The organism is Pseudarthrobacter oxydans (genome assembly GCF_030812335.1).
Taxonomy (GTDB): domain Bacteria; phylum Actinomycetota; class Actinomycetes; order Actinomycetales; family Micrococcaceae; genus Arthrobacter; species Arthrobacter oxydans_B.
The window spans coordinates 17027-38875 of the sequence record NZ_JAUSSN010000001.1 but is presented as its reverse complement, the minus strand read 5'-3'; the positions used below and the strand labels follow the sequence as shown (position 1 = coordinate 38875).

Annotated in this window: 21 protein-coding genes; 10 read left to right on the top strand and 11 right to left on the bottom strand. The window is 68.6% G+C overall.

Annotated elements, in window-relative coordinates; genetic code table 11:
- The first annotated feature begins 33 nt into the window (after positions 1-33).
- The 6 genes from J2W14_RS00185 (at position 34) to J2W14_RS00160 (ending at position 6066) form a co-directional block, all read left to right on the top strand.
- On the top strand, positions 34-1824 hold the full coding sequence (locus J2W14_RS00185) for a DUF4389 domain-containing protein (protein ID WP_307456677.1): 1791 nt from the start codon (positions 34-36) through the stop codon (positions 1822-1824).
- Between the two features lie 245 nt (positions 1825-2069).
- Entirely contained in the window at positions 2070-2903 is an 834-nt protein-coding gene (locus tag J2W14_RS00180; protein ID WP_307456674.1) for a DUF4397 domain-containing protein, read from the top strand.
- Positions 2904-2982: 79 nt separating this feature from the next.
- On the top strand, positions 2983-3729 hold the full coding sequence (locus J2W14_RS00175) for a class F sortase (protein WP_307456671.1): 747 nt from the start codon (positions 2983-2985) through the stop codon (positions 3727-3729).
- On the top strand, positions 3726-4355 hold the full coding sequence (locus J2W14_RS00170) for an RNA polymerase sigma factor (protein ID WP_307456668.1): 630 nt from the start codon (positions 3726-3728) through the stop codon (positions 4353-4355). The genes J2W14_RS00175 and J2W14_RS00170 overlap by 4 nt, the downstream gene beginning before the upstream one ends.
- Positions 4342-5205, top strand: coding sequence for an anti-sigma factor domain-containing protein (locus J2W14_RS00165; RefSeq protein WP_307456665.1), 864 nt, complete (start codon positions 4342-4344; stop codon positions 5203-5205). Before J2W14_RS00170 ends, J2W14_RS00165 begins: the two co-directional genes overlap by 14 nt.
- 81 nt (positions 5206-5286) lie before the next feature.
- Complete coding sequence (locus J2W14_RS00160; RefSeq protein ID WP_307456663.1) at positions 5287-6066, top strand: SDR family NAD(P)-dependent oxidoreductase; 780 nt, start codon at positions 5287-5289, stop codon at positions 6064-6066.
- A gap of 3 nt (positions 6067-6069) precedes the next feature.
- Here the strand turns inward: J2W14_RS00160 and J2W14_RS00155 are convergent, their stop codons facing one another.
- The 4 genes from J2W14_RS00155 to J2W14_RS00140 form a co-directional block, all read right to left on the bottom strand.
- Positions 6070-6729 carry a GntR family transcriptional regulator gene (locus tag J2W14_RS00155; RefSeq protein ID WP_307456661.1) on the bottom strand — a complete coding sequence of 220 codons (660 nt, stop codon included), beginning with the start codon at positions 6727-6729 and terminating at the stop codon, positions 6070-6072.
- A gap of 130 nt (positions 6730-6859) precedes the next feature.
- Positions 6860-7852 (bottom strand): transketolase family protein, encoded by a 993-nt coding sequence (locus tag J2W14_RS00150; protein ID WP_307456658.1) that lies wholly within the window; start codon positions 7850-7852, stop codon positions 6860-6862.
- Positions 7849-8733: a transketolase gene (locus J2W14_RS00145; protein ID WP_370871173.1), complete on the bottom strand. Its 885-nt coding sequence runs from the start codon at positions 8731-8733 to the stop codon at positions 7849-7851. Before J2W14_RS00145 ends, J2W14_RS00150 begins: the two co-directional genes overlap by 4 nt.
- 23 nt (positions 8734-8756) lie before the next feature.
- On the bottom strand, positions 8757-10094 hold the full coding sequence (locus J2W14_RS00140) for an MFS transporter (protein ID WP_307456655.1): 1338 nt from the start codon (positions 10092-10094) through the stop codon (positions 8757-8759).
- A 196-nt stretch (positions 10095-10290) separates the two neighbouring features.
- On the opposite strand from J2W14_RS00140, the gene J2W14_RS00135 reads away from it, so the two are divergent.
- Positions 10291-11115: a sugar phosphate isomerase/epimerase family protein gene (locus J2W14_RS00135; protein WP_307456652.1), complete on the top strand. Its 825-nt coding sequence runs from the start codon at positions 10291-10293 to the stop codon at positions 11113-11115.
- 100 nt (positions 11116-11215) lie between these two features.
- On the top strand, positions 11216-11992 hold the full coding sequence (locus J2W14_RS00130) for an SDR family NAD(P)-dependent oxidoreductase (protein WP_307456650.1): 777 nt from the start codon (positions 11216-11218) through the stop codon (positions 11990-11992).
- Between the two features lie 51 nt (positions 11993-12043).
- On the opposite strand, the gene J2W14_RS00125 is transcribed toward J2W14_RS00130, so the two are convergent.
- The 4 genes from J2W14_RS00125 to J2W14_RS00110 all read right to left on the bottom strand — a co-directional run bounded on the left by J2W14_RS00125 (position 12044) and on the right by J2W14_RS00110 (position 15882).
- Positions 12044-13162 (bottom strand): sulfite oxidase, encoded by a 1119-nt coding sequence (locus J2W14_RS00125; protein ID WP_307458226.1) that lies wholly within the window; start codon positions 13160-13162, stop codon positions 12044-12046.
- A gap of 131 nt (positions 13163-13293) precedes the next feature.
- Complete coding sequence (locus J2W14_RS00120; RefSeq protein ID WP_307456647.1) at positions 13294-14148, bottom strand: SDR family oxidoreductase; 855 nt, start codon at positions 14146-14148, stop codon at positions 13294-13296.
- 4 nt (positions 14149-14152) lie between these two features.
- Positions 14153-15157: an aldo/keto reductase family protein gene (locus J2W14_RS00115; RefSeq protein WP_307456644.1), complete on the bottom strand. Its 1005-nt coding sequence runs from the start codon at positions 15155-15157 to the stop codon at positions 14153-14155.
- 41 nt (positions 15158-15198) lie between these two features.
- Entirely contained in the window at positions 15199-15882 is a 684-nt protein-coding gene (locus J2W14_RS00110; protein ID WP_307456641.1) for a hypothetical protein, read from the bottom strand.
- Positions 15883-16185: 303 nt separating this feature from the next.
- Here J2W14_RS00110 and J2W14_RS00105 point away from each other — a divergent pair, with 303 nt between their 5' ends.
- Positions 16186-16566, top strand: a complete 381-nt coding sequence (locus J2W14_RS00105; RefSeq protein WP_307458224.1) for a YchJ family protein — start codon at positions 16186-16188, stop codon at positions 16564-16566.
- Between the two features lie 95 nt (positions 16567-16661).
- On the opposite strand, the gene J2W14_RS00100 is transcribed toward J2W14_RS00105, so the two are convergent.
- From J2W14_RS00100 to J2W14_RS00090, 3 genes are all read right to left on the bottom strand, one after another.
- The gene (locus tag J2W14_RS00100; protein ID WP_307456639.1) at positions 16662-17531 is read right to left on the bottom strand and encodes a TIGR04086 family membrane protein; all 870 of its coding nucleotides are present in this window, start codon (positions 17529-17531) and stop codon (positions 16662-16664) included.
- Positions 17532-17698: 167 nt separating this feature from the next.
- Positions 17699-19711 (bottom strand): acyl-CoA dehydrogenase family protein, encoded by a 2013-nt coding sequence (locus J2W14_RS00095; protein WP_307456637.1) that lies wholly within the window; start codon positions 19709-19711, stop codon positions 17699-17701.
- A gap of 65 nt (positions 19712-19776) precedes the next feature.
- Complete coding sequence (locus J2W14_RS00090; RefSeq protein WP_307456633.1) at positions 19777-20115, bottom strand: hypothetical protein; 339 nt, start codon at positions 20113-20115, stop codon at positions 19777-19779.
- A gap of 283 nt (positions 20116-20398) precedes the next feature.
- Here J2W14_RS00090 and J2W14_RS00085 point away from each other — a divergent pair, with 283 nt between their 5' ends.
- Complete coding sequence (locus J2W14_RS00085; protein ID WP_307456630.1) at positions 20399-21847, top strand: DUF3375 family protein; 1449 nt, start codon at positions 20399-20401, stop codon at positions 21845-21847.
- Positions 21848-21849: the final 2 nt, after the last annotated feature.

Sequence of the window (21849 nt, the reverse complement as noted above, 5' to 3'; positions counted from 1 at the left end):
AGCTGATCTGAGTCATCTGAAAGGACGGCGGCCATGCGACCAGGCCGGATAGTCATGCTGGTGCTGGGCACGCTCAGCGCACTTCTCGGACTGGGGCTGCTGGCTGCTGCCGGCGCCGCAGGGTTCGCCAACTACCTGCAACGCGACAACGGCTACTTCACGACCCCGTCGGAACGGTATGCCACGAACTCCTATGCCCTGACGACACCGCGCCTCGACATCATGGCCGACGAGGGCGTGCCGGACACGGCCCCGGTCGGCGTGGTCGGAAGTGTCATGATCGGCGGATCGGCCGCGGCCGGCAAGGAAATCTTCATCGGCATCGGGCCGCGCAGCGACGTGGCGGCCTACCTGAACGGCGTCAGCCACTCAGAGATCACCGACGTGCGGTTCAACCCCTTCCGGGTGGACTACCGGGACGTAGCCGGCACCCAGGTTCCGGCGATGCCCGCGGACCAGGGGTTCTGGGCCGCATCCGCCAGCGGCCCGGGGGAGCAGCAGCTCGAATGGGACCTGCGGTCCGGCAGCTGGGCTGTGGTGATCATGAACGCCGACGCCAGTGCCCCGGTGGTTGTGGACATGAAAGCCGGCGCCCGGTCCAACCTGCTGTGGCCCGTCTTTGTCGGGCTGCTGGTCGGCGGAATATTGTTCCTGCTCATCGGCGTACCCCTGATCGTGCTTGGGGCCGCAGGGCTGGGCCGCGGCAAGGGAGGACCTCCTCAGCCCGGCCAGCTGCAGCCCGGACAGCCACAGCCCCTGCCGGGCGAGCTGCAGCCCTCGTCCGCGGCCTCCGCACCCCAGCTCTATACGGCCGGTGCGGTGCCGGGTGCGGTGCAGGGTTCCCCAGCAGGCGCCGCGGCGGGTGTCCCGCCGGGTGCCGGCGTCGTCTACCCGGCCCGACTCAGCGGCTACCTGGACCCGAACCTGTCCCGCTGGAAGTGGCTGGTTAAGTGGCTCCTGGCGATCCCGCACTTCATCGTCCTCTTCTTCCTCTGGTTTGCCTTCGGAGTAGTCACAATCGTGGCGTGGTTCGCGATCCTCTTCACCGGGCGCTACCCGCGCTCGCTGTTCAACTTCAACGTCGGGGTGATCCGCTGGAGCTGGCGGGTGGCCTTCTACTCGTACGGGGCGCTCGGCACGGACACCTATCCGCCCTTCACCTTGGAGCGCACCGACTACCCGGCCGACTTCGACGTCGACTATCCGGAGAAGCTCTCCCGCGGCCTGGTGCTCGTGAAGTCCTGGCTGCTGGCCATCCCGCACCTGCTGATCATCTCGCTGCTGACCGGGACCGCCCAGACTTGGGTGAACCGCGACGGCGAATGGGTGCAGGTGAGCACGGGGCTCTCCCTGTTCGGGCTGCTCGTCTTCATTGCCGGGATCATCCTGCTGTTCACCGGCGTGTACTCGCGGGGTCTTTTCGACTTCCTCATGGGCCTGAACCGCTGGATCTACCGCGTGGTTGCCTACGTTTCCCTGATGCGTGACGAATACCCGCCGTTCCGCCTGGATATGGGGCCGCGGGATCCGGGAGACGCCCCTGCGATTCCGCCGGCGGTGCCTCCGGCCGGCCCGGGGTACGCCCCTGTTCCTGGCGGCCCCGCCGCCGCCCCGCCCATCTATGGCCAGACCGGTCCGGGCGGGTCCGTCCCGGGTGGGACAGGCCAGCCAGTCCCGGGTGGGGCAGGCGCCGGCGGGATGGGCGCGGCCACGGCGGGGCCGGCCGAGGGCCAGACAGGCTTCCACGGAATCGGCGGGCCAGCCGCCTCCGGCCCGGACAAACCGGAAGCTCCCGCCAAGGCGGACAGCCCGCCGCGCCCCTAGGACACCGGAGGCAGCATCTCCGGCAGCGGCCGGGCAACTCACCAGAGCGGCCCGGCCGCTTTGCTGCGCCGTAGATTTTTGCCGATCGCGGGTCTCCCAAAGTCTTCGCCGCTGCGCCCCGTGGCCGCGCCCGCAAATTCTTCAAAAAGATATCTACATGCATGTGCATCCAAACGCGCCCGTGCGTCGGTAGTAGGGGTGTAAGCAAAAATCGCCCGCCTGACGGGCCGTTGAAGGAGATGTAAATGCGTACCAGCCTTTTCACAGCAGGCGCCGTGGCAATCGCGGCAGCTCTTACCCTTGCCGGCCCCGCCCGGGCGGCCGAGTCCGACGCCCAGCTGTCCGTTCTTCATGGCGTTCCGGGTCTGACCGTTGACGTCTGGGTCAACGGCGAACGCACCCTCGACGATTTCGCCCCCGGGACCCTGGCCGGTCCCCTGGCTCTGCCGGCCGGCGACTACGACCTGGCCATCACCGCCGCCGATGCCGCGGACGCCTCCGCCCCCGTGATCGGGCCCGTGAAGGTCACCCTCGCCGCCAGCGGCAACTACACCGCCGTGGCCAACCTCGACGCTGCAGGCGCACCGACGGCCAACTTCTTCACGAACGACGTTTCGCAGATCGACCCCGGCAAGGGCAAACTCACGGTCCGCCACACGGCAGCGGCGCCGGCCGTGGATGTCCTCGCTGGCGGTACGCCCGTCATCTCCGGCCTGGCCAACCCCAATGAGGAGACCCTCACGCTGGATCCCGGCACGTTGTCCGTTGCGGTGGCCGCCGCCGGCACCACGGCTCCGGTCATCGGCCCGGCAGATGTGACGGTCGCCGAGGGCACCCACACGGTCGTGTACGCGTGGGGCAGCCTCGCGGACAACAACCTGGCGGTGGCCGTGCAGAACATTGAGGGCCTGCACTCCGCCCCCGCCGGCGTCCCCGGAGCACGCTCCGGCGCCGCTGACGGAACCGCATCAGCCGGCCAGACAGCCGCCACGGTAGGCATCGGCGCCGCGGTCCTCCTGTTGCTTGCCGGCGGGGTCGCCGTGTCCCGCAAGCAGCCGGCGCTCCGCCGCACCCGCTAGGCCGCACCCGCTAGTGCCGGCCGCCAGGCTACCCGCCGGGCGGCCGGCACACGAGCTTCAACACGGCAGGAGGACGGACATGAAGCCCACGACGACGGCGGAAGCCACCCGGCGGCCACCGACTCGTGGTCCGCGGATCTCCGAACAAGTCTCCGCCGCCCCGATCGCGGCCACAGCTGTCTCGATGGCGATCCTGATTGCGGGATGCACCGCACCCCAGGAAACCGCGCCGCCGCAGCCCCTGTCCACGGAGAGTACGGGCACTGGGAGTACCGTGACGGAGACAGCCGCCCCGCAGCCCCCGACGCAGGCCACTGCCGGTCCGGTCCCGGCTCCGGCCATCCCGGTCCGGCCGGCCACCCCACAGGCCCAGACGCCCAAGGACCCGGCCCCGCGCTTCCTGACCGTGGCGGGAACCACCATCAACATGCCGATCGTGGAGGTGGGTGTCAGCCCGGACGGGGCGATGGAGATCCCAGAGCCGTTCAATGAGGCCGGCTGGTACCGCTTCGGCCCGGCCCCCGGAGCCGCCGCCGGCACCGCGGTGGTCGCGGCGCACGTCGACACGACCTCCGATACGGCGCCCTTTTCCCAGCTCAAATCGCTCGAGCCCGGCACCCTCGTGACGGTGCAGCGCGAGGGGGCAGCGCCCGTGACGTTCCGGGTGACCGGGGTGGAGCTCATGGCCAAGGACGCGTTCGACGGCGCATCCATCTTCCGGCGCGACGGCCCGCCCGAACTGAAGCTGGTGACCTGCGGTGGCCGATGGCTGGACGAACAACAGGACTACGGCGACAATGTGATTGTCACGGCGGTGCCGGCATGACTCAGGATGCCGCGCTCATCGTCGCCACCAGCAGGGGGAAGGAGCCGGGCTTGGCACCTTTCGACGCCTCTTCCGCTTGGGACGCGCGACTCAACGAGTCCTTCGCCGCCGGTGACGAAAGCGCTCTGGCAGAGGCGTACCGGCAGTTCGCGCCCCTGGTGCACACGCTGGCGCTGCGCTCGCTGCGCGACAACTCCGCCGCGGATGATGTCACCCAGGAAGTGTTCATCCGGGTCTGGCGCTCGCGGTCTGCGTTCGACCCCTCGAAATCGCGGCTGCCGGCGTGGATCGTGGGCATCACCCGGAACGCGATCACGGACGCGCAGGCGGCTTCGATGCGGGAAACCCGGAAGGTGCTTGCCGCCGTCGAACTCTCTCCGGACCCGGAACAGGCGGCCGGGCACGCAGCCGCGGAGGTCCTGGCCGACCGTCTGCTGCTGGACGGGGAACTGGAAAGGCTCGGGGAGCCTCAAGGATCCATCCTCAAGCTCGCCTTCTACGATGACCTGACGCATTCGCAGATTTCACAGAAACTGGACCTGCCCCTTGGTACGGTCAAAAGCCACATCCGCCGCAGCCTGTCCCAGCTCAGAACCCGATTGGAGGTAGACCGTGCAACATCTTGACCCGGAGTCCCTGAGCCTGCTGGCCCTCGGCGAAGAGCTCGGAGACGACGCCGCGGACCACCTCCGTTCCTGCCCCAGCTGTGCGGCAGACTACGCCGGCTTCCGCCGAGCCGTCGTGGCGGCGAAGCCCGGACCACCCGACGCCTCCGTGCTGGAGTCGCCGGGACCCCAGGTGTGGGCAGGAATCCACCGCACCCTGGGGCTTTCCGCCGCCGTCGCCGCCGACCCGCTGGGATCCCCGGCTGTGTCGGACTCCCGCACGCCGGCACCGGCTCCGGCACAGACACAGCCGCCGCAGACACAGACACAGCCGCCGCAGGGGGAGACGCAGCCGCCTCAGTCAGCGGCCGGCTCCCCGACGCCGCTCCCGTCCCGGGAGGAACGGGCCGCGCGAAAGCGGGAACCACGCGGGGGCTCCGGCTGGATCCGCCGGCCCGGGGTGTGGCTGGCGGCCGCAGCGTCCACGGCACTGCTGGCGGCAGGGGTCTTCTGGTCCGTGCAGCAGAACCAGCCGGCGGTGACCCCGCTCGCCCAGGCCGAACTTGCGCCCGTGGACCAGCATTCCGCCACCGGCTCGGCGCGGGTCGTCGAGACCCAGGACGGGCAGCGCACCCTGGAGGTCCGGGTCGACAAGAACGAGGCCCGCGGGTACCAGGAGGTCTGGCTGATCGCGCCGGATCTGTCCCGGCTGGTGAGCCTGGGCGTCATGACCTCCGAGTCCGGGACTTTCGCGGTGCCGGCGGGCCTGGATCTGGGCGAGTACCCGATTGTGGACGTCTCGGACGAGCCGGTCGACGGCAATCCCGCGCACTCCAGCGTGAGCATTGTCCGCGGAACCCTGGCCTCGTAAACCGGTCCGCCCCTTGCCAGCGGACCCGGGCGAGAACATAGTGGAGGGAATTCACCACTCCACCGCGGGAGGCAGGCGACCATGCTGAACAACGAGGTGCAGGGAAACGGACTGCTGCAGGGCAAAACCGCGCTGATCTACGGTGCGGGGGGATCCATCGGCGGAGCCGTGGCACGGGCCTTCGCGGCGGAGGGGGCCTTCGTCCACCTCGCCGGCCGCACCGAGTCGCGGCTGGAAAAGGTGGCCCGGGACATCCAGGAGGACGGCGGCCGGGCGGAAACGTCCGTCGTCGATGCCCTGGACGAGGAACAGGTCGACGCGTTCGTGGACCGGGTGGCCAAGAAGAACAAGCGGATCGACATTTCCTTCAACGTCATTTCCTTCGGCGACATCCAGCAGCCGCTGATGGACATTGACGTCAACGACTTCACGCAGCCCATCAGCCTGGCTACCCGCACCCATTTCCTCACCACCAGGGCCGCGGCGACGCACATGATCAAGCAGCGCTCGGGTGTGGTGCTGATGTTCGGCGGCTCCGGCCCCCAGACCGCGCCCGGGCTCGGCGGCTTCAAGGTGGCCCTGGATGCCATGGAGGGGCTGCGCCGGCAATGGGCCATGGAACTCGGCAAACACGGCGTCCGGGTGGTCACCATGGTGTCCGGCGGCATCATCGAGACGATCCCGTGGCAGATGGAGGGCCGTGACGAGATCATCGTGGAGATAGCCAAGTCCGCCCACCTGAACCGCACCGCTACGCTGGCCGACGTCGGGAATGTCGCCTGCTTTGTGGCCTCGGACAAGGCCGGCGCCATCACCGACGCCACGGTCAACATCTCCGCCGGCGCGATTGTGGACTATTAGGGGCTAGGACACCAGGTTCGCGGCGGCGCCGTCCATGTGCTCAAGGATCGTCTGCCGCGCGAGCGAGGCGTCGCCGGACTCGATGGCCGTGACGATGTCGTAATGCCTGTCGACGCTCATGTTGCTGACAGCCCGCTCCAGACCCGCGAACATGATCGACATCCGGATGGAACCCTCCAGGGACTCCCAGGAGTGCAGCAGGGTTTCGTTGCCGGTGAGGCGGCACATCGTCCGATGGAACTCGAGGTCGGATTCAATCCGCTCTTCCAGGCTGCCCTCGGCGGCCGCGGCCATGGCTTCGATCGCGGTCCGCAGCGAAGCGGTGACCTGGACACGGTCCGGCAGTTCGCACAAGGTTCGCGCCGCGAGCGATTCGAGCGCGGCCCGCACCGCGAAGATGTCGCGGATTTCCTTGGCGTCGAGGTGGCGCACCGACAACCGGCCCCGCGGCCCGGCCGAGAGCAGGCCCTCCTGCTCCAGCTGCCGCAGTGCCTCCCGCAGGGTCCCGCGGCTGATCTGCAGCATGTCCGACAACTCGGTCTCCACGAGGTGCCGTCCGGGCTCCAGTTCGCCGCTGGTAATGGCGATGCGCAGCGCGGACAGGGCTTGTTCGCGGAGACTCTTCTTCTCGAGTCCGAGCAGCGGTGCTGTAGCTCCGGCCATGGCAGGTGTCCTCAATATTGCGGGGCGACGGTTGACAACTTACTGTCGACCGTTGGTGTGTTAACGGTTGATCTTACGGGAAGCGCGGCACAGGCCGGTGCCCGTGCCGCGCTTCTCCCGCTGCCGCGTGTTAGCCCAGTTCCGCGAGGACTTTCGCGACGATTTTCTGGACGGTGAGCCCGTAGCGGTCGTGCAGGGTGGGCAGGGCGCCGGCGTCGAGGAACTGGTCCGGCAGGGCGACCGGTACGACGCGCTTGCCGAGGCCGGCGGTGACGACGGCGGACGCGACGGTTTCGAAGAGCCCGCCGACCACGCTGTGGTTTTCCAGCGTCACAGCAAGGCGGTCGGTGTTGAGTTCGGCGAGAACCGTTGCGGCGTCGAAGGGTTTGATGGTGGGGGCGTGGACGACGGCGACATCGACGTGGTGGGCAGCCAGGGCCTCGGCGGCCTGGAGCGCCCGCATGGTCATCAGGCCGCTGGAAATGAAGACGACGTCGGCGCCGCCGCGCAGGACCTTGGCTTTGCCGAGTTCGAAACTGTAGTCGTACTCGTCCAGCACCGTCGGGACGTTGCCGCGCAGCAGCCTCAGGTAGCTGGGTCCCGGGCTGGCGGCGAGCTGCGGGACGGCCTGTTCGATGTCCAGGGAATCGCACGGATCCACGATGGTCAGGTTGGGCATGCCGCGGAAAATCGCCATGTCCTCGGTGGCCTGATGGCTGGGGCCGTACCCCGTGGTCAGGCCGGGGAGGCCTCCGACGATGTTGACGTTCAGGTTCGGTTCGGCGGCGTCCAGGCAGAGGAAGTCGTAGGCGCGCCGCGCCGCGAAAACGGAATACGTCGATGCGAAGGGCACCAGGCCGGTCTCGGCCAGGCCGGCCGCGGCCCCGAAGAGCAGCTGCTCGGCCATGCCCATCTGGAAGAACCGTTCCGGGTAGGCCTGGGCGAAGATGTGCATGTCGGTGTACTTGCCCAGGTCCGCGGTCAGGCCCACGATTTTCTCGTTCTCCTGTGCTGCCTTCACCAGGGCGTGTCCGAACGGTGCCGAGGCGGTCTTCTGGCCCGGGTCCGCGAAGGACGCGATCATGGCCGAGGTCTTCAGCTTGGGTGCGGCGGTGGTGCTCATGAGCTGGTCCTTTCTTCGTATCCGGCGGTCAGCTGCTCGCGGCAGGTCTGCCATTCGTGTTCCTCGATGCGCATGAAGTGCGCCTTTTCCCGGTCCTCCAGCAGCGGCACGCCGCGACCGACCTTCGTGTCGCACAGGATCACGGAGGGCCGTCCGGTGAGGGCCGCCTGGGCGGCGGCGTTGTCGAACGCGGTCAGCAAGGCTGCCATATCGTTGCCGTCGACGCGCTGGGTGTACCAGCCGAAGGCCTCCCACTTTTCTGTGACGGGTTCGGTGCGGAGCACGGTGTCCGTCTTGCCGTCGGCCTGCAGGGCGTTGATGTCCACCATGGCGGTCAGGTTGCCGAGCTGGTGGTGGTGGGCGCCCATCGCGGCCTCCCAGGTGGAGCCTTCGTCGAGTTCGCCGTCGGAGAGGAAGTTGTAGACCCTCGCCGCGGAGCCCTGGTGGCGCAGGCCCAGGGCGATGCCGACCGCGATGGAGAGCCCGTGGCCCAGGGAGCCGCCGGAGATTTCCATCCCGGGGGTGTAGGTGGACATCCCGGACATCGGCAGCCGGGAATCGTCCGAGCCGTAGGTGTCCAGTTCCTCGACCGGGATGACTCCGGCCTCGGCCAGGGCCGCGTAGTGCCCGATGGCGTAGTGCCCGGTGGAGAGCAGGAACCGGTCGCGTTCCGCCCACTCCGGGTCGTCGGCGCGGAACCGGAGCTGGTCCGCGTACACGGCGGCGAGCATGTCCGCCGCGCCCAGGGCCTGGCCCACGTAGCCCTGGCCCTGGACTTCGCCCATGGTCAGGGCGTGGTGCCGGATCCGGTATGCGGCGGCCGAGACGCTGGCAACGCGTTGTGTGCTGGTGTTAGCCATGGTTTCCTCCGTGCGGGTCATGTGCGCTTCTTCGGTCGTGGTCATCAGACGTTCACCGACTCTGGGGTGCTTTTGGTGGCCTCGTCCGCGAGCTGGCGCTCACGCTTGCCCCAGGTTTCCCGGGTGACGAGGGCGGCCCAGAGGCCGATCGCGGCGTAGAAGCTGAAGAGCAGTGCCGGGCCCATCCAGCCGAAGCTGACGAACAGCAGCGTGGTGATGAAGGGGGTGAAGCCGGAGACCATGGCCGAGATCTGGTAGGCCAGTGAGGCTCCGGAGGAGCGGGTCTTGGCCTGGAACAGTTCGGGGAACCAGGCGCCCTGGGCGCCGGCGAGGGAGTTCTGGCAGACGGCGTAGGAGATGGCGACGGTGGCGATGATGGCGATGAACATGCCGGTGTTGACCAGCAGGAACATCGGGATGCCGAACAGCAGGGCGAAGGCGCAGGACCAGATGTAGAGGGGGCGGCGGCCGATCCTGTCCGTGAGCCGGGCCCAGGCCTGGGTGGCGAAGATGCCGATGGCAGAGGCGATGCAGAGGGCCACCAGGGTCTGGGTCTTGTCCGCGAGCTGCTCGGTGTGGAGGTAGGAAATCATGTACGTGATGGACACGGCGTACCCGGCGGTCTCGGCGATGCGCAGGCCGATGCCCTTGACGATGTTGCGCCAGTCGGTCTTGATGACTTCGGTGATCGGGGACTTGACGATGGCGCCGCTTTCCTTGACCTCGTCGAAGACGGGGGACTCGGGGACTTTGGCGCGGATGATCAGGCCGACGGCGACCAGGACGATGCTGGCCAGGAACGGGACGCGCCAGGCGAGTTCGCCGCCGAGGTTCACGCTGACCAGGAAGACCAGGTTCGCCAGGAGCAGGCCAACGGGGAAGCCGGCCTGCACGATGCCGGTGTACTTGCCCTTGGATTTCCACGGGGCGTGCTCGTAGCTCATCAGGATCGCGCCGCCCCATTCGGCGCCGAAGGCCAGGCCCTGGACGATGCGGACGAACACGAGCAGGGCCGGGGCCAGCAGGCCCACCTGCTCGTAGGTGGGGAGCAGGCCGATCATGAATGTGGCCACACCCATGAGGATCAGCGAGGCCACGAGGACGGGCTTGCGGCCCACTTTGTCGCCGAGGTGGCCGCCGATGATGCCGCCGATAGGCCGGGCGGCGAAGCCGACGCCCAGGGTGGCGAAAGCGGCGAGGGTGCCCGTGACCGGGTCGCCGGTGGGGAAGAAGGCCGTGCCAAAGTACAGGGCAGCTGCCGTGCCGAAACCGATGAAGTCATAGGTCTCGATCACCGCGCCGACGCCGGATCCGACGGCGACCCGCTTTGCGTCCTTGGTGCCATGCACGTGGCCGCGCATTTTCAGAGCTTCGTTGCTCATGGTGTATCCCTTTCGATTTGCAACCGAAGCGGTGCCGCCCGGCGCTGTCGACTGTTAACAACTGATGCCACCCAGTGTGACCCGCGCCATACAGCAATGTCAACAGTCAACTTCAAGGGTTGACTGTTGACAGTGAAGTTCCGTAGTGTGGTCTGCATCACCACCGCCCCCGGGCATGACCAGAGGATCAACGACGATGTTCAACTCCCGACTCGGCTGCTCGTCCATCAGCTTCCGGCACCAGGACCTGTCCACGGCGCTCCGCACCATCGCTGACCTCGGCTTCGAGGAAATCGACCTGGGCGCCCTGCCCGGTGTCTGTGACCACGTCCCCTACGAACTGGACCTGCCCGCCGTCGCGCTCGTGGCAGGCGAGGTCGCGGCCTCCGGACTCCGGGTGCGCTCGGTCAACGGGGACATCGGGGACCTCAACGCCGTCCTCGACGCCGACGGTGAGGCGGCCCGAGAGCGGCACCTGACGGCGCTGCTCACACTCACGGCCGACACCGGAGCCAAGGCGCTGGTCCTTCCCTGCGGAGCCCTCAGCCACGATCCCGTCCGGAGCGTCGAGGAGGACCTGGACGCTGTCGCTGCCACGCTGATCCACGCCGGGCAGCGCGCGGCTGGGTTCGGCGTCGAGGTCTGGACCGAATCGCTGCACTACTTGCGGTTTTGCTGGAACCTCGAGCGCGCCGAACTGCTCGCCCGGCGGCTGGCCGGGTCCCGCGTCGGAATCGTCATGGACTTCAGCCACATCGTGGCCGCCGGCGAGGATCCCCTCGAGTACCTCCGGCGCCACACGGGGCGGATCTCGCACGTCCACCTGCGCGACGCAGTTCCGGGGAACATCAATCTCAGCATCGGCAACGGCCACGCGGACTTCGCCGCGGGACTCCGCGGACTCGCGGCGCAGGGCTACACCGGCCACTTCTCGCTCGAACTCGAAACCCGGGATGTCACCCACGGGGAACGCCCTGCCGCGGCCGCCAAGGCCGCCAGCTTCATCACCGACCTCATCTGACCACCGATTGCTCCGTAACTGCCGTTTTGACCCCTCAAAACGGCAGTTACGGAGCAACCGATCCCAGCAAGAAGTTACAACACACCATTCAAGGAGCATCATGAGCAACACCATCCAGCGCACCGCCGTCCTGACCGGAGCCACCTCGGACCGCGGCATCGGCATCACCACCGCACGCCGCTACGCCAGCGACGGCTGGGCGGTCGTCATCCTGGACCTCGACGGCGAGAAGTCCGCCAAGGTCGCCGCGGACATCGGCAACGAATTCAACGTTCCCGCGTTCGGGCACGAGGTCGACGTCGCCAACGAAGAATCCGTCAGCGCCGCCTACCGGGCCGTCGCGGCCGAAGTCGGTGCCGGCAACCTTCCCCCGGTCGGCGCCCTGGCCAACATCGCCGGCATCACCTCGCCGGTGCCGTTCCTGGAAACCACCCTCGAGCTGTGGAACAAGGTCATGGCAGTGAATTCCACGGGCACCTACCTCGTCACCAAGGCCTTCCTGCCGGACATGATTGCCAGCGGCTGGGGCCGGATCGTCAACATGTCCTCCGTCTCGGCACAGCGCGGCGGCGGCGTATTCGGGAAAGTCCCCTACTCCGCCGCCAAAGCCGCCATCCTCGGCTTCACCAAGGCGCTGGCCCGTGAAATCGGCAGCACCGGCGTGACCGTCAACGCCATCACCCCCGGCGCGGTGGACACCAACATCCGGGTCGGCAGCACGGAGGAGCAGGAAGCCGCCATCAACGCCGGCATTCCCGTGGGCCGCAACGCCAGCACCGAGGAAATCGCGGCCGTCATCACGTTCCTGTCCTCCGAGGAATCCGCCTACCTCACCGGAACCACCATCGACATCAACGGCGGAAGCCACATCCACTAGCAGGGTTCAAGATCCAGGTGCTCACCGACTTGGAGTGCTGCTGAGCGCCGCCTACTCCACCGTCACCTTGACCCGCTGGACCACGTTGTTGCCCATGCCCTGGTAGTTCCAGACCTGCTCCAGCGGCTGGGTGGCGCCGCTGGCGTCCGTGGCTCGACAAGCCAGCTCGTGTTCGCCGGGGTCGGCCACCCAGGGCAGGGACCAGGCGCACCAGGCGAAGGGCGCCGGCGGATGTTCCAGGTGCGCGGTCGCCCACTTGCCGTCGATTCCCACCTCGACACGCTGCACCGTACCCTCCCCGGACCAGGCCCGGCCGGTCAGCAGCACCGGCCCGGCCGGCACGATCCGGCTCCGGGTGAAGAAGTCCGGGACGCCCGGCGGGACCATCAGCGAGCGGACCTTGATCCAGGTGACGGGGATGCCGGCGTCGTCAGCGTCCTGCTGGTAGCGGTACGCGACGGCCTGCTGGAAACCGTCGAACGGCTTGGTGAGCACCTTGATGGAGGAGAGCCACTTGACGCTCGCCATGCCGTACCAGCCGGGGACCACCAGCCGCAGCGGGTAGCCGTGCTGCGGGGGCAGGTCGTTGCCGTTCATCCGGTAGGCCAGCACGATGTCGGGCCGCAGGGCTTCCGCGATCGGAAGGCTCCGGGCGTACTGCTGCCGGACGCCACCCTGGATCCCGCTGTCGGCGCCGGTGAACACCACCTCCGCGGCATCGTCCTCCACCCCGGCCTGGGCCAGCAGGTAGGCGAGCGGAACCCCGGTCCAGACGGCGGTGCCGACGGCCTCAAGCCGCCAGGGCTGGCTCAGCGGGCGTGGCCGCAGCAGCGAGCGGCCGTTGCCGGCGCACTCCAGGGTCACGGGGATGCTGATCCTGGGCGACCGGCGGAGCGCCTTGAGGTTCAGCTCCAGGGACCGCTGCACGGCGCCGTTGATCCGCAGGTGCCATTGCTCGGCGTCGATGAACGGGATGTCGAAATGGTTCAGCAGGTAATGCAGCCCGGGCGGGGTAGTGTCCTGCCGCAGCGCCTCCAGCGGCATGGAGTGGTTCCGCGCGGCAAGCTGCAGTTCCTCCGCCGTCAGCGGGCCGTGGCTCGGCTCGCCGGGGTGCGGCGTGAGTTTCCGGCTGGCCCGCGGGGTCTTCAGGATGGACGAGTGTCGGGACATCTGCTTTGGCATGGCACTGCGATTCTGCTCCGGACCGGCCCGGTTGTGGACCGGTGACACCTGTCTTCAGGTCTACGCCGCAGCCCGGAAGCCGTCAATACTGGCCCGGCCCGGTAGCCGCCCGCAGGCGGTTAGATCGTGTGCGACTCGGCCAGGAACTGCGCCAGGCCCAGCGGTTCGCGGCCGGTGAGCTCGTGCACGGCTGACGTCGGCCCGGCGAGTTCTCCGGCGGCGATCGCCGTGTAGGTGCTCACCCAGGCGTCCACCTGCCAGCGCGGCGCGCCATAGGGTGCCCGCGAGGCGTAGGCCTCCTCGACCGTCTCGTTGTGGAACGTGATGGTCCGGCCGGTCCCGGCAGTGAGGAGTTCCGCGGCCCGGGCCAGGGAGAGATCCTCGGGGCCGGTGAGGTCGTAGGTCCTGCCGATGTGCAGGGCCGGGTCCCGGAGCACGGTCACGGCGGAACGGGCGACGTCCGCCCGGGCAACGGCCGCCATGACGCCGTCCCCGGCCGGTCCGCGGATAACGCCGTCCTCGCCGGCCAGCAGCGGCAGGAAGTCCAGGTAGAAGTTGTCCCGCAGGAAGGTGTAGTCCATCCCCGAGCCCTTGATCCGCTCCTCGGTGGCGAAGTGGTCCCGGCCCAGGGTGAAGGTCGAATCCGCTGCCGCGCCGAAGAATGAGGTGTAGACGATGTGCTGCACGCCGGCAGCGGCCGCCGCGTCCACAAAGGTGCAGTGCTGCTGCAGCCGGTCCTCGGCCTCGGCGGCGGAGACCATAAAGAGCGTCTTCACCCCCTCGAGGGCTGCCCTGGCGAGGACCGGATCGGCGTAGGTCACGACGGCGGGGACGGCGTCTTCCAGCTCCGGCGCCCGGCCGAGGTCGCGCACGAGCAGCCGCTGCGGGCTGCCAGCGTCGGCCAGCTGCCGGGCCACCAGGCCGCCCAGGTGCCCGGTGGAACCGGTGACGGCGAGCGAGGGCCCGGCGGTCACGGGCCTAACCCTCCCGGGACGCGGGCGACTTGGTCTGCGCCGGGTCGCGTTCGGCCAGTGAGCCGATCGCGGCGTCGATTTTCTCCATGATCCCGGCGTCCAGTTTCACGCCCGCGGCCGCCACGTTCTTCTCGATCTGCTCCGGCCGGGAAGCGCCCATGATGGCGGAGGCCACGTTCTGGTTCTGCAACACCCAGGCGATGCTCAACTGGGCCATGGTGAGCCCGGCCTCCTCGGCGATGGGCTTGAGCTGCTGCACGCCGGTGAGGACCTCGGTGGACATCCAGCGCTCGATCATCTTCGAGCCGCCCTTGTCATCCGTGGCGCGGCTGCCCTCCGGGGACGGCTTGCCGGGGTGGTACTTCCCGCTCAGCACCCCCTGCGCCATCGGCGACCAGACGATCTGGGAAAGGCCCAGTTCCTCGGACGTCGGAATCACCTCAGCCTCGATGACCCGCCACAGCATGGAGTACTGCGGCTGGTTGGAGATCAGCTGGAAGCCGAGTTCCTTGGCCAGGGCATGGCCGTCGCGGATCTGGCCGGCCGTCCACTCGCTGACGCCGATGTAGAGGGCCTTGCCCTGCCGCACGACGTCCGCGAAGGCCTGCATGGTCTCTTCCAGCGGGGTTTCGTAGTCGTAGCGGTGGGCCTGGTAGAGGTCCACGTAGTCGGTCTGCAGCCGGGTGAGGGAGCCGTTGATGGCCTCCAGGATGTGCTTGCGGGACAGGCCAAGATCGTTGTGGCCCTTGGGGCCGGTGGGGCCGAAGACCTTCGTGAAGATTTCCAGCGACTCGCGCCGCTCGTCCTGGAGGGCCTTGCCCAGCACGGTCTCCGCGGCCGTGTTGGCGTAGACGTCGGCGGTGTCGAAGGTGCTGATACCGGCGTCGAGGGCTGCCCGGACGCACTGGGTGGCGACCTCGTTTTCCACCTGCGAGCCGTGCGTGAGCCAGTTGCCGAAGGTGATTTCCGAGATCTTGAAGCCGCTGTTCCCGAGGTATCTGAATTCCATGGGTTTCAACCTAGCCGACTTGACTGCCTGGGGGTAAGGCCTCAGCCGGCTTTGCGCTCCTGGGCCCGCGACTCGGGTGCCTGATTGATTTGGGGCGTGGACGGTTGTTCGTTCAGGGGCTTCCGGGGCAGCGGGGGACGGCCGTGCAGGGAGACCAGCGAGCCGGTGTCCAGCACTGACTGCGCAACGGGCATCGGGGCCTTCTTGAAGGCCGGCGGGACTGTGCCGAGCTGGCCGTTCCGGTCCGTGGCTGACTCCACGAGCGGTGCCACTGCCGCGACGTCCTGCGCCGGAGCCGTGGGGCTGGGCAGTTCGCGGACCGAGACCTTGACGGCCGGGGCTGCTTCCGCCTTGGCCCGGGCAGCGGCGCGGGCATCGGCCTGCGCGACGGCGGCAACCCAGTCCGGCGACAGGGCGGGTTCCGTCTTGGCGGGTTTGGCCGGCCTGGCCGCCTTTGCCGGTTGAACAGCTTTCGGCGGCCGGGACTCTTGGGTGGCCCCCGGAGTCCGGACCGGGCGGTCCCGCTGGACGGTTTCGGCGGTGCTGCGCGCGGTGCGGAACAGCCCGCGTCCCACCGCCATGACGGTCACGGCGGCCAGCCGGCCGAGGCCCGCGAACACCAGCGTGGCCACAAAGACAAGGAAAAGGCCGAAGAACATGACGAGCGCCACTGCCAGGGTCCCGAGGAAAGTCAGATTGAGGGCGATGGTTGTCGGATCTTCCATTTCACCTCTCCTGGCTGGCCTTACCGCGACGCTTCCCGCCACAACCGGCGGGCAACAACACCCCTTAACCATACGGACTTTTTCCCACGGACACGCAGCCCCGCGGCCTCTTCACGGAGTCGTGTCAAAGCTGTTATCCGTTCCGCCGCGTCGGCCCCGCGGGACCGTGCGTCTATAGTCGGAGGGAGCCCTGCCGGCGTCGTCCGGCCTCCGGAAAGGACACATGTGACGCCCCCAGCCGCCGGCCCTCCGGAAGCCAATGCCCAGCCTGCGCGGGCCCCGTTCCGGGGCAACTGCCCCTGCCTGTCCGGGGAACAGTACGGCGAGTGCTGCGGGCGCTTCCACGACGGCCTGGCTGAGGCCCCGACGGCGGAACAACTGATGCGCTCCCGCTACAGCGCTTTCGTCGTGCTGGACGCCGGCTACCTCCTGCGGACCTGGCACCCGGAGACCCGGCCTGCCGAACTTGACCTGGACCCGGACCTGCAGTGGCGGCGGCTGGACATCCTGTCCACGTCCCGCGGCGGCCCTCTGGACAGCGAAGGGACGGTTGAGTTCAAGGCCCACTTCCGGCACGGCGGCGAACGCGGCGTCCACCACGAGACGAGCCGCTTCGCGCGGGTCGAGCGCCGCTGGTATTACGTGGACGTTGTCACAGACCCAGGCGCCGTTGAGTTCGGCTGAACGGCCGGGCTGGGCGCCCGACGCTTAAACACCTGCCGGACGCCGGGCAACGTTTTGCCCGGCGTCCGGCAGGTCGTGGACGGCTGCCTGCCGGCCTAGCGATCCTCGACGGTGTCGACCGGGGCGAACCCGGCCCGATCCACCTTGCGGTGGAAATGCATGCCGGCGGTGCCGCCGAGGACGGCGCCGACCAGGGCCACCGCGGCCACCACAACTGCTGCGATGATGCTCGTGGTGGTCAGTTCGCCCTCGTTGACCGGGATGCGAGGGAAGGCGTTGAGCTGGGCCAGGATGTTGTACTGCTGGCCCGCCACCACGCCGAGAATCGCGATGACGACCGCGGCGATGAGGGCCCAGACCCACACCATGAACCCCTGCTTGGCGCCGTTGAAGCGGGCCATCCGGCCGGCGACGTAGCCGCCGGCGAAGTAGGACACGAACAGGATCACCAGCAGCACAATGATGCCGACGAGTCCCACGGTTTCGTTGCCGGAGGCGACCGTAGCGTTGACGTCCGTGTTGGTGGCGAGGCCGACGGCGGTGCCGGCGGCGGCCACGAGGGCGGTCAGCAGCACAGCCATGCCGGTGGCGGCGAGCCAGCCGAAGAACGCTGATCCGACCTGGATGCCGCCGAACTGCTCCCTTTCACGGGCCACCACGGTTTCCCGGGTGGGCACCTCTTCGACCATGGTGTCCGCGGCGGGGGTGGCCCGAGCGGGCTCGTCATGGCGCACGGCGGTGACGGGCTGGCTGCGGGTCGGTTCCGGGCGGACCGCGGCATGGCTCCGCGTGGGGGCCTCGGTCGCTGCTCCGGTCGGGATGACGCGGGTGTCGCTGGTGCCGGCGGTGTCGGGGCGGGCAGCATCCTGCCGGGCGTCGTGGATCCGGGCGTCCTGGTTCACAGCCCCATCCTCGTCACGGGCGGGCCGGGAAGTGCGATCTTCGGGGCCTGTTGGGTTGCTCATGGGGGACTGCTCACTTTCAATGAATGACCCGCACCCATTGTTTGGGCCGGGCACCGCAAGGCGGAGGCCGTTGTTGCAGGCCTCGGGTCCACCTAATCACGGGCAGTCAAAGGTAGCAAGGATGCTTACTATTTTTGGAGTGGCGGGGGAGTGCCCGGGGCGCCCGATCAGCGGTACTTCCGGTGCAGGTTCGCCTTCACCGACGCGCGGGGGCCGGCGTCGGCAATCCAGGGTCCGGTGCCTTCGGACTGGTCCAGGACTCCGGCCTCCAGCCACTCGTAGTCGCCGGCCAGGACCTTGCGGGCGAGCACATGGTCGCCGTCGTCGGTATTCCTCCAGAGCTGGTCGAAGTATTCATCCACCCGCACCCGGGCCTGTTCGCAGAACGCCTCGGCAAGTTCATAGGCGGAGGCGCCTTTCTCCGGGGAGGTCCGCAGCAGCATTTCCGCCCGGGAGCAGGCGGCGGCCATCGCGAACAGTTCGGCCCCGATGTCCACAATCCGGCCCAGGAATGCCTGCTTGTGCTCCAGCTTCGCCTGCCACCGTCCCATCCCGTAGAAGGTCTGCCGGGCCAGCCGCCGGGAGGACCGCTCGACGAAGCGCAGCTGCTTCGCGAGCCGGCCGAAGTCGCTGTAGGAACGCGGGTCCATGCCCGCGCCGGCGACGAGCTTGGGCAGCCACTTCGCGTAGAAACCGGACGCGCCGACGGCGGCGCGGGCTTTGTTGGACAGGCTCGCGTCCTCGGAGGCGAGGTCGCCGGCGGCTGCGAGGTGCGCGTCCACGGCCTCCCGGGCGATCAGCAGTTTCATGATCTCCGAGGATCCCTCGAAAATCCGGTTGATCCGCAAGTCGCGGAGCTGCTGCTCGGCCGGCACGGCGCGCTCGCCGCGGGCCTCCAGTGAGTCCGCCGTTTCGAAGCCGCGGCCGCCGCGGATCTGCACCAGCTCGTCGGCGATCCGGCAGCTGATCTCGGTGGACCACAGCTTGGCCAGGGCCGCCTCGATCCGGACGTCCTTCTGCCCGGCGTCGGCCATTTCGGCGGACAGCTCGAAGACGGCGTCCAGGGCGAACGCGCTGGCCGCAATGAAGGCGATTTTCTTGCCGACGGCTTCATGCTGGCCCACCGGCCGGCCCCACTGGGTGCGGGCATTGGACCACTGACGGGCGATCTTCAGGCTCCACCGCCCGGAGCCGACGCAGAGCGCCGGAAGCGCGAGCCGGCCGGTGTTGAGCGTGGTGAGGGCGATTTTCAGGCCCTGGCCCTCGCGGCCCAGCCGGTTGGCCGCGGGCACCCGGACCTGGTGGAAGCGGGTGACGCCGTTCTCGATGCCGCGCAGGCCCATGAAGGCGTTGCGGTTTTCCACCGTGATACCGGGGGAGTCCATCTCGACGACGAAGGCGCTGATGCCGCCCTTGTGGACCGTGCCGTCAGCGTCGGTGCGGGAGGGGACCACCGCCATGACCACCACGAGTTCGGCGATGACCCCGTTGGTGGTCCAGAGCTTCACGCCGTCCAGGACGTAGGACTCGCCGTCGTCCGAAGGGACGGCGGTGCTGCCCATCCGGGCGGGGTCGCTGCCGACGTCGGGCTCGGTCAGCAGGAACGCGGTGATGGCGCCGGCGGCGCAGCGCGGCAGGTATTCCTGTTTCTGCGCGGGGGTGCCGAAGACTTTGACCGGCTCGGGGACGCCAATGGACTGGTGTGCGGAGATCAGCGCGCCGAGGCTGGGGTGCACGGAGCCCAGCAGCGCCAGCGCCCGTCCGTAGTACACCAGCGAGAGGCCCAGTCCGCCGTAGTCGCGGGGGATCTTCATGCCGAAGACCCCGAGTTCCGCGAGGCCCTTGAGGTACTCGTCCGGGATCAGCGCATCGCGCTCGATGGCGCGCCCGGACATCGTGCGGCAGAAGGCGGTCAGGCGGGCCATGAACGCTTCCCCGCGTTCGACGTCGTCCGCCGGCGCTTCCGGCCAGGGGTGGATCAGGCTGAGGTCAAAGCTGCCCAGGTACAGGCCCTTGGCGAAACTGGGCCGGTCCCAGCTGGTCTCGCGGGCGGCTTCGCTGATGGCCCGCGCGTCGGCCGCGGTGGCGTCGGGGCCGATCGTCTCGGGCGGGACCGGGACATCCGAGGCGGGGCTGTCGGCGGGATTGTCGGTTGCTGGATTCTCAACGGCGGAGCTCATCGGGCATCTCCTCTAACCGGGGGTCACCGGCTCGAGCCCTGGATCCGCCGTGGGTGGAGGACCCTTCAGCTGTCCCGCAATACTACCCGCGGGTAGGTGCCGGTACTAGGGGCCGATTGGCCCATAATCTCCGCCGCGATATCCCCCACGAAGTCACCGGCGAAGTCGCCCGGAAGCTCCACCGTGGAGGCGTGGTGGACCAGCCGGTCCCAGAGGTGGTTGATGCCATGGACCAGGCCCAGCAGCACCGTCGAGGCGATGATCCAGGCAAGCCGCCCGACGCCGACCAGCACGAGGGCCGCGAACGACGCCGTCATCATAAAGAGGGTGATCACCAGGGCAAACACGAGCGTTCCCATGAACACCAGCGTTCCCGTTTCCACTGCGCTTAAGTCGAACTGCATTCTTCCCCCTGCACCATTGCTTCGGCTGAATCAGTAGCCCGAGCGTAGGGTGCGGGAGGTGCGCTAGCCAGAGTCGACGGCCTGTGCCGTCACTCTTGATACGGGATCGAAATGCTACCGGGGCGTAGGTCACGGGGCGGTTGCGGTAGCCTCACGGGGAGGTTTCGGCGGGCCGCTGCCGCTCGGCCGGGGAGGACAGCCGGGGCCTGCGTTAACCTTGTAGCTGGCAGTTTTCCTGATCCGCTGCCCGATCCAGATCCCACGGCAGCCGTAAGGAGGGTGCGTGTCCCGCTCCGCCCTGTCCTCCGCCGACGCCATCAGCGCCCGGCTGAGGGACCTCGAACTCCTCACCAAGGGTCCCGCCTGGGCGCTGACCCGCTCGGCGCCGTGGGTCATCGCCGTGCTGCAGGCGTCCTTCACCCGCACCCGGCCGCAGCTTCCGCTGGAACAGTTCCACGCCGACGTCGACGCCTTCCTTGAACAGCTCCGCCGCCAGGACCCGGGGCTGGGCGGCGCCGCGAACGGGAAGACGTTCGGCGATGAGTGGACCCGCAAGAACTTTCTGACCCGGCGGAACCAGTCCGGGCAGATCGTGTACGAGGTCACCGAACCGGCCGCCCGTGTCATCGCTTTCCTGGACAGCCTCTCCAGCGAACGCTCCACGCTCAACGGGTCGCGGCTCGGCACGCTGCTGGGCGACGTCGAGAAGCTCGCCAATGAGACGAACCCGGACCAGAGCGCCCGGCTGGAGTCCCTGGAGGAAGAGATCGGTGAACGGCGCCAGCTGATCGAGGACATCAGCTCGGGGGACTTCGACGGGCTGCTCGACGACGAGGAGGCCGTGGAGGCCGCCGGGAATATCCTGGACCTCGCCGGGAGCCTGCCCGCGGACTACAAGAAGATGCGTGACCGGATCGAGGAACTGGTGGGCGAGCTCCGCAACCAGATCATCGAGGAGTCCCTCAGCAAGGGCGCCACGATGGCCCAGGTCCTGGAAGCAGACAAGCGGCTCCGGCAGAGCCCCGAGGGGCGGACGTTCCGTTCCTTCACGGCGTTCCTGGAGGATCCGCAACAGCAGCTCCGGTTCCGGTCTGCGATCGGCGAGGTGCTCAGCAGGCAGTTCGCCGATGACCTCAGCCATGAGGAACGCGAGACCCTGAAGAACCTGGTCGCGGAACTGCGGACCCAGCACAGCCAGATCCAGCGGATTTACGGCAAGCTCAGCGAAAGCCTGAACACGTACGTCCAGAGCGACGACTTCCGCCAGTCGGTCCGGCTCCGCAAGGTCCTCCGGGAGGCCGAGCAGGCCATCCGGTCGCTGCCGTACGAGCGCGAACGCCCCGGACTGGTCCGCGGCCCGGTGCTGTTCAACGCCGGCTTCGAGTCCCTGTCCATGGTCAAGCTGTTCGATCCGGACGAGTTCGCGGCCCCGCCCAAGCTGGCCGACCCGATCGCCTTCAGCGACTCGGACCGGGTGCGCTCGCCGCGGACCGGCAAAGCCAGCCCCGCGGGGATCCGCGCCGCGTTCGCCGGCGCCTCCACCCTGGCCGAGGCCTGGGAGCAGCTCCCGCCCGGCGAACGCCACATCAACTCGATCCGCGCCCTGCTCTCCCACGCCCTGCACGAGGGTGCCGGCTTTGACCGTGAGGCGTGGGACACCCTCGACTTCGAACAGATCGACGGCTCCACGCGCACCGCGTACCTGCCGGTCGTCACGCTCAAGAAGGACTGAAG

Bases quoted from the DNA above. Each gene is read 5' to 3' on its own strand.
- J2W14_RS00185 (WP_307456677.1), top strand. From the start codon at position 34: ATGCGACCAGGCCGGATAGTCATGCTGGTGCTGGGCACGCTCAGCGCA.
- J2W14_RS00180 (WP_307456674.1), top strand. From the start codon at position 2,070: ATGCGTACCAGCCTTTTCACAGCAGGCGCCGTGGCAATCGCGGCAGCT.
- J2W14_RS00175 (WP_307456671.1), top strand. From the start codon at position 2,983: ATGAAGCCCACGACGACGGCGGAAGCCACCCGGCGGCCACCGACTCGT.
- J2W14_RS00170 (WP_307456668.1), top strand. From the start codon at position 3,726: ATGACTCAGGATGCCGCGCTCATCGTCGCCACCAGCAGGGGGAAGGAG.
- J2W14_RS00160 (WP_307456663.1), top strand. From the start codon at position 5,287: ATGCTGAACAACGAGGTGCAGGGAAACGGACTGCTGCAGGGCAAAACC.
- J2W14_RS00155 (WP_307456661.1), bottom strand. From the start codon at position 6,729: ATGGCCGGAGCTACAGCACCGCTGCTCGGACTCGAGAAGAAGAGTCTC.
- J2W14_RS00150 (WP_307456658.1), bottom strand. From the start codon at position 7,852: ATGAGCACCACCGCCGCACCCAAGCTGAAGACCTCGGCCATGATCGCG.
- J2W14_RS00145 (WP_370871173.1), bottom strand. From the start codon at position 8,733: ATGACCCGCACGGAGGAAACCATGGCTAACACCAGCACACAACGCGTT.
- J2W14_RS00140 (WP_307456655.1), bottom strand. From the start codon at position 10,094: ATGAGCAACGAAGCTCTGAAAATGCGCGGCCACGTGCATGGCACCAAG.
- J2W14_RS00135 (WP_307456652.1), top strand. From the start codon at position 10,291: ATGTTCAACTCCCGACTCGGCTGCTCGTCCATCAGCTTCCGGCACCAG.
- J2W14_RS00130 (WP_307456650.1), top strand. From the start codon at position 11,216: ATGAGCAACACCATCCAGCGCACCGCCGTCCTGACCGGAGCCACCTCG.
- J2W14_RS00125 (WP_307458226.1), bottom strand. From the start codon at position 13,162: ATGTCCCGACACTCGTCCATCCTGAAGACCCCGCGGGCCAGCCGGAAA.
- J2W14_RS00115 (WP_307456644.1), bottom strand. From the start codon at position 15,157: ATGGAATTCAGATACCTCGGGAACAGCGGCTTCAAGATCTCGGAAATC.
- J2W14_RS00110 (WP_307456641.1), bottom strand. From the start codon at position 15,882: ATGGAAGATCCGACAACCATCGCCCTCAATCTGACTTTCCTCGGGACC.
- J2W14_RS00100 (WP_307456639.1), bottom strand. From the start codon at position 17,531: ATGAGCAACCCAACAGGCCCCGAAGATCGCACTTCCCGGCCCGCCCGT.
- J2W14_RS00095 (WP_307456637.1), bottom strand. From the start codon at position 19,711: ATGAGCTCCGCCGTTGAGAATCCAGCAACCGACAATCCCGCCGACAGC.
- J2W14_RS00090 (WP_307456633.1), bottom strand. From the start codon at position 20,115: ATGCAGTTCGACTTAAGCGCAGTGGAAACGGGAACGCTGGTGTTCATG.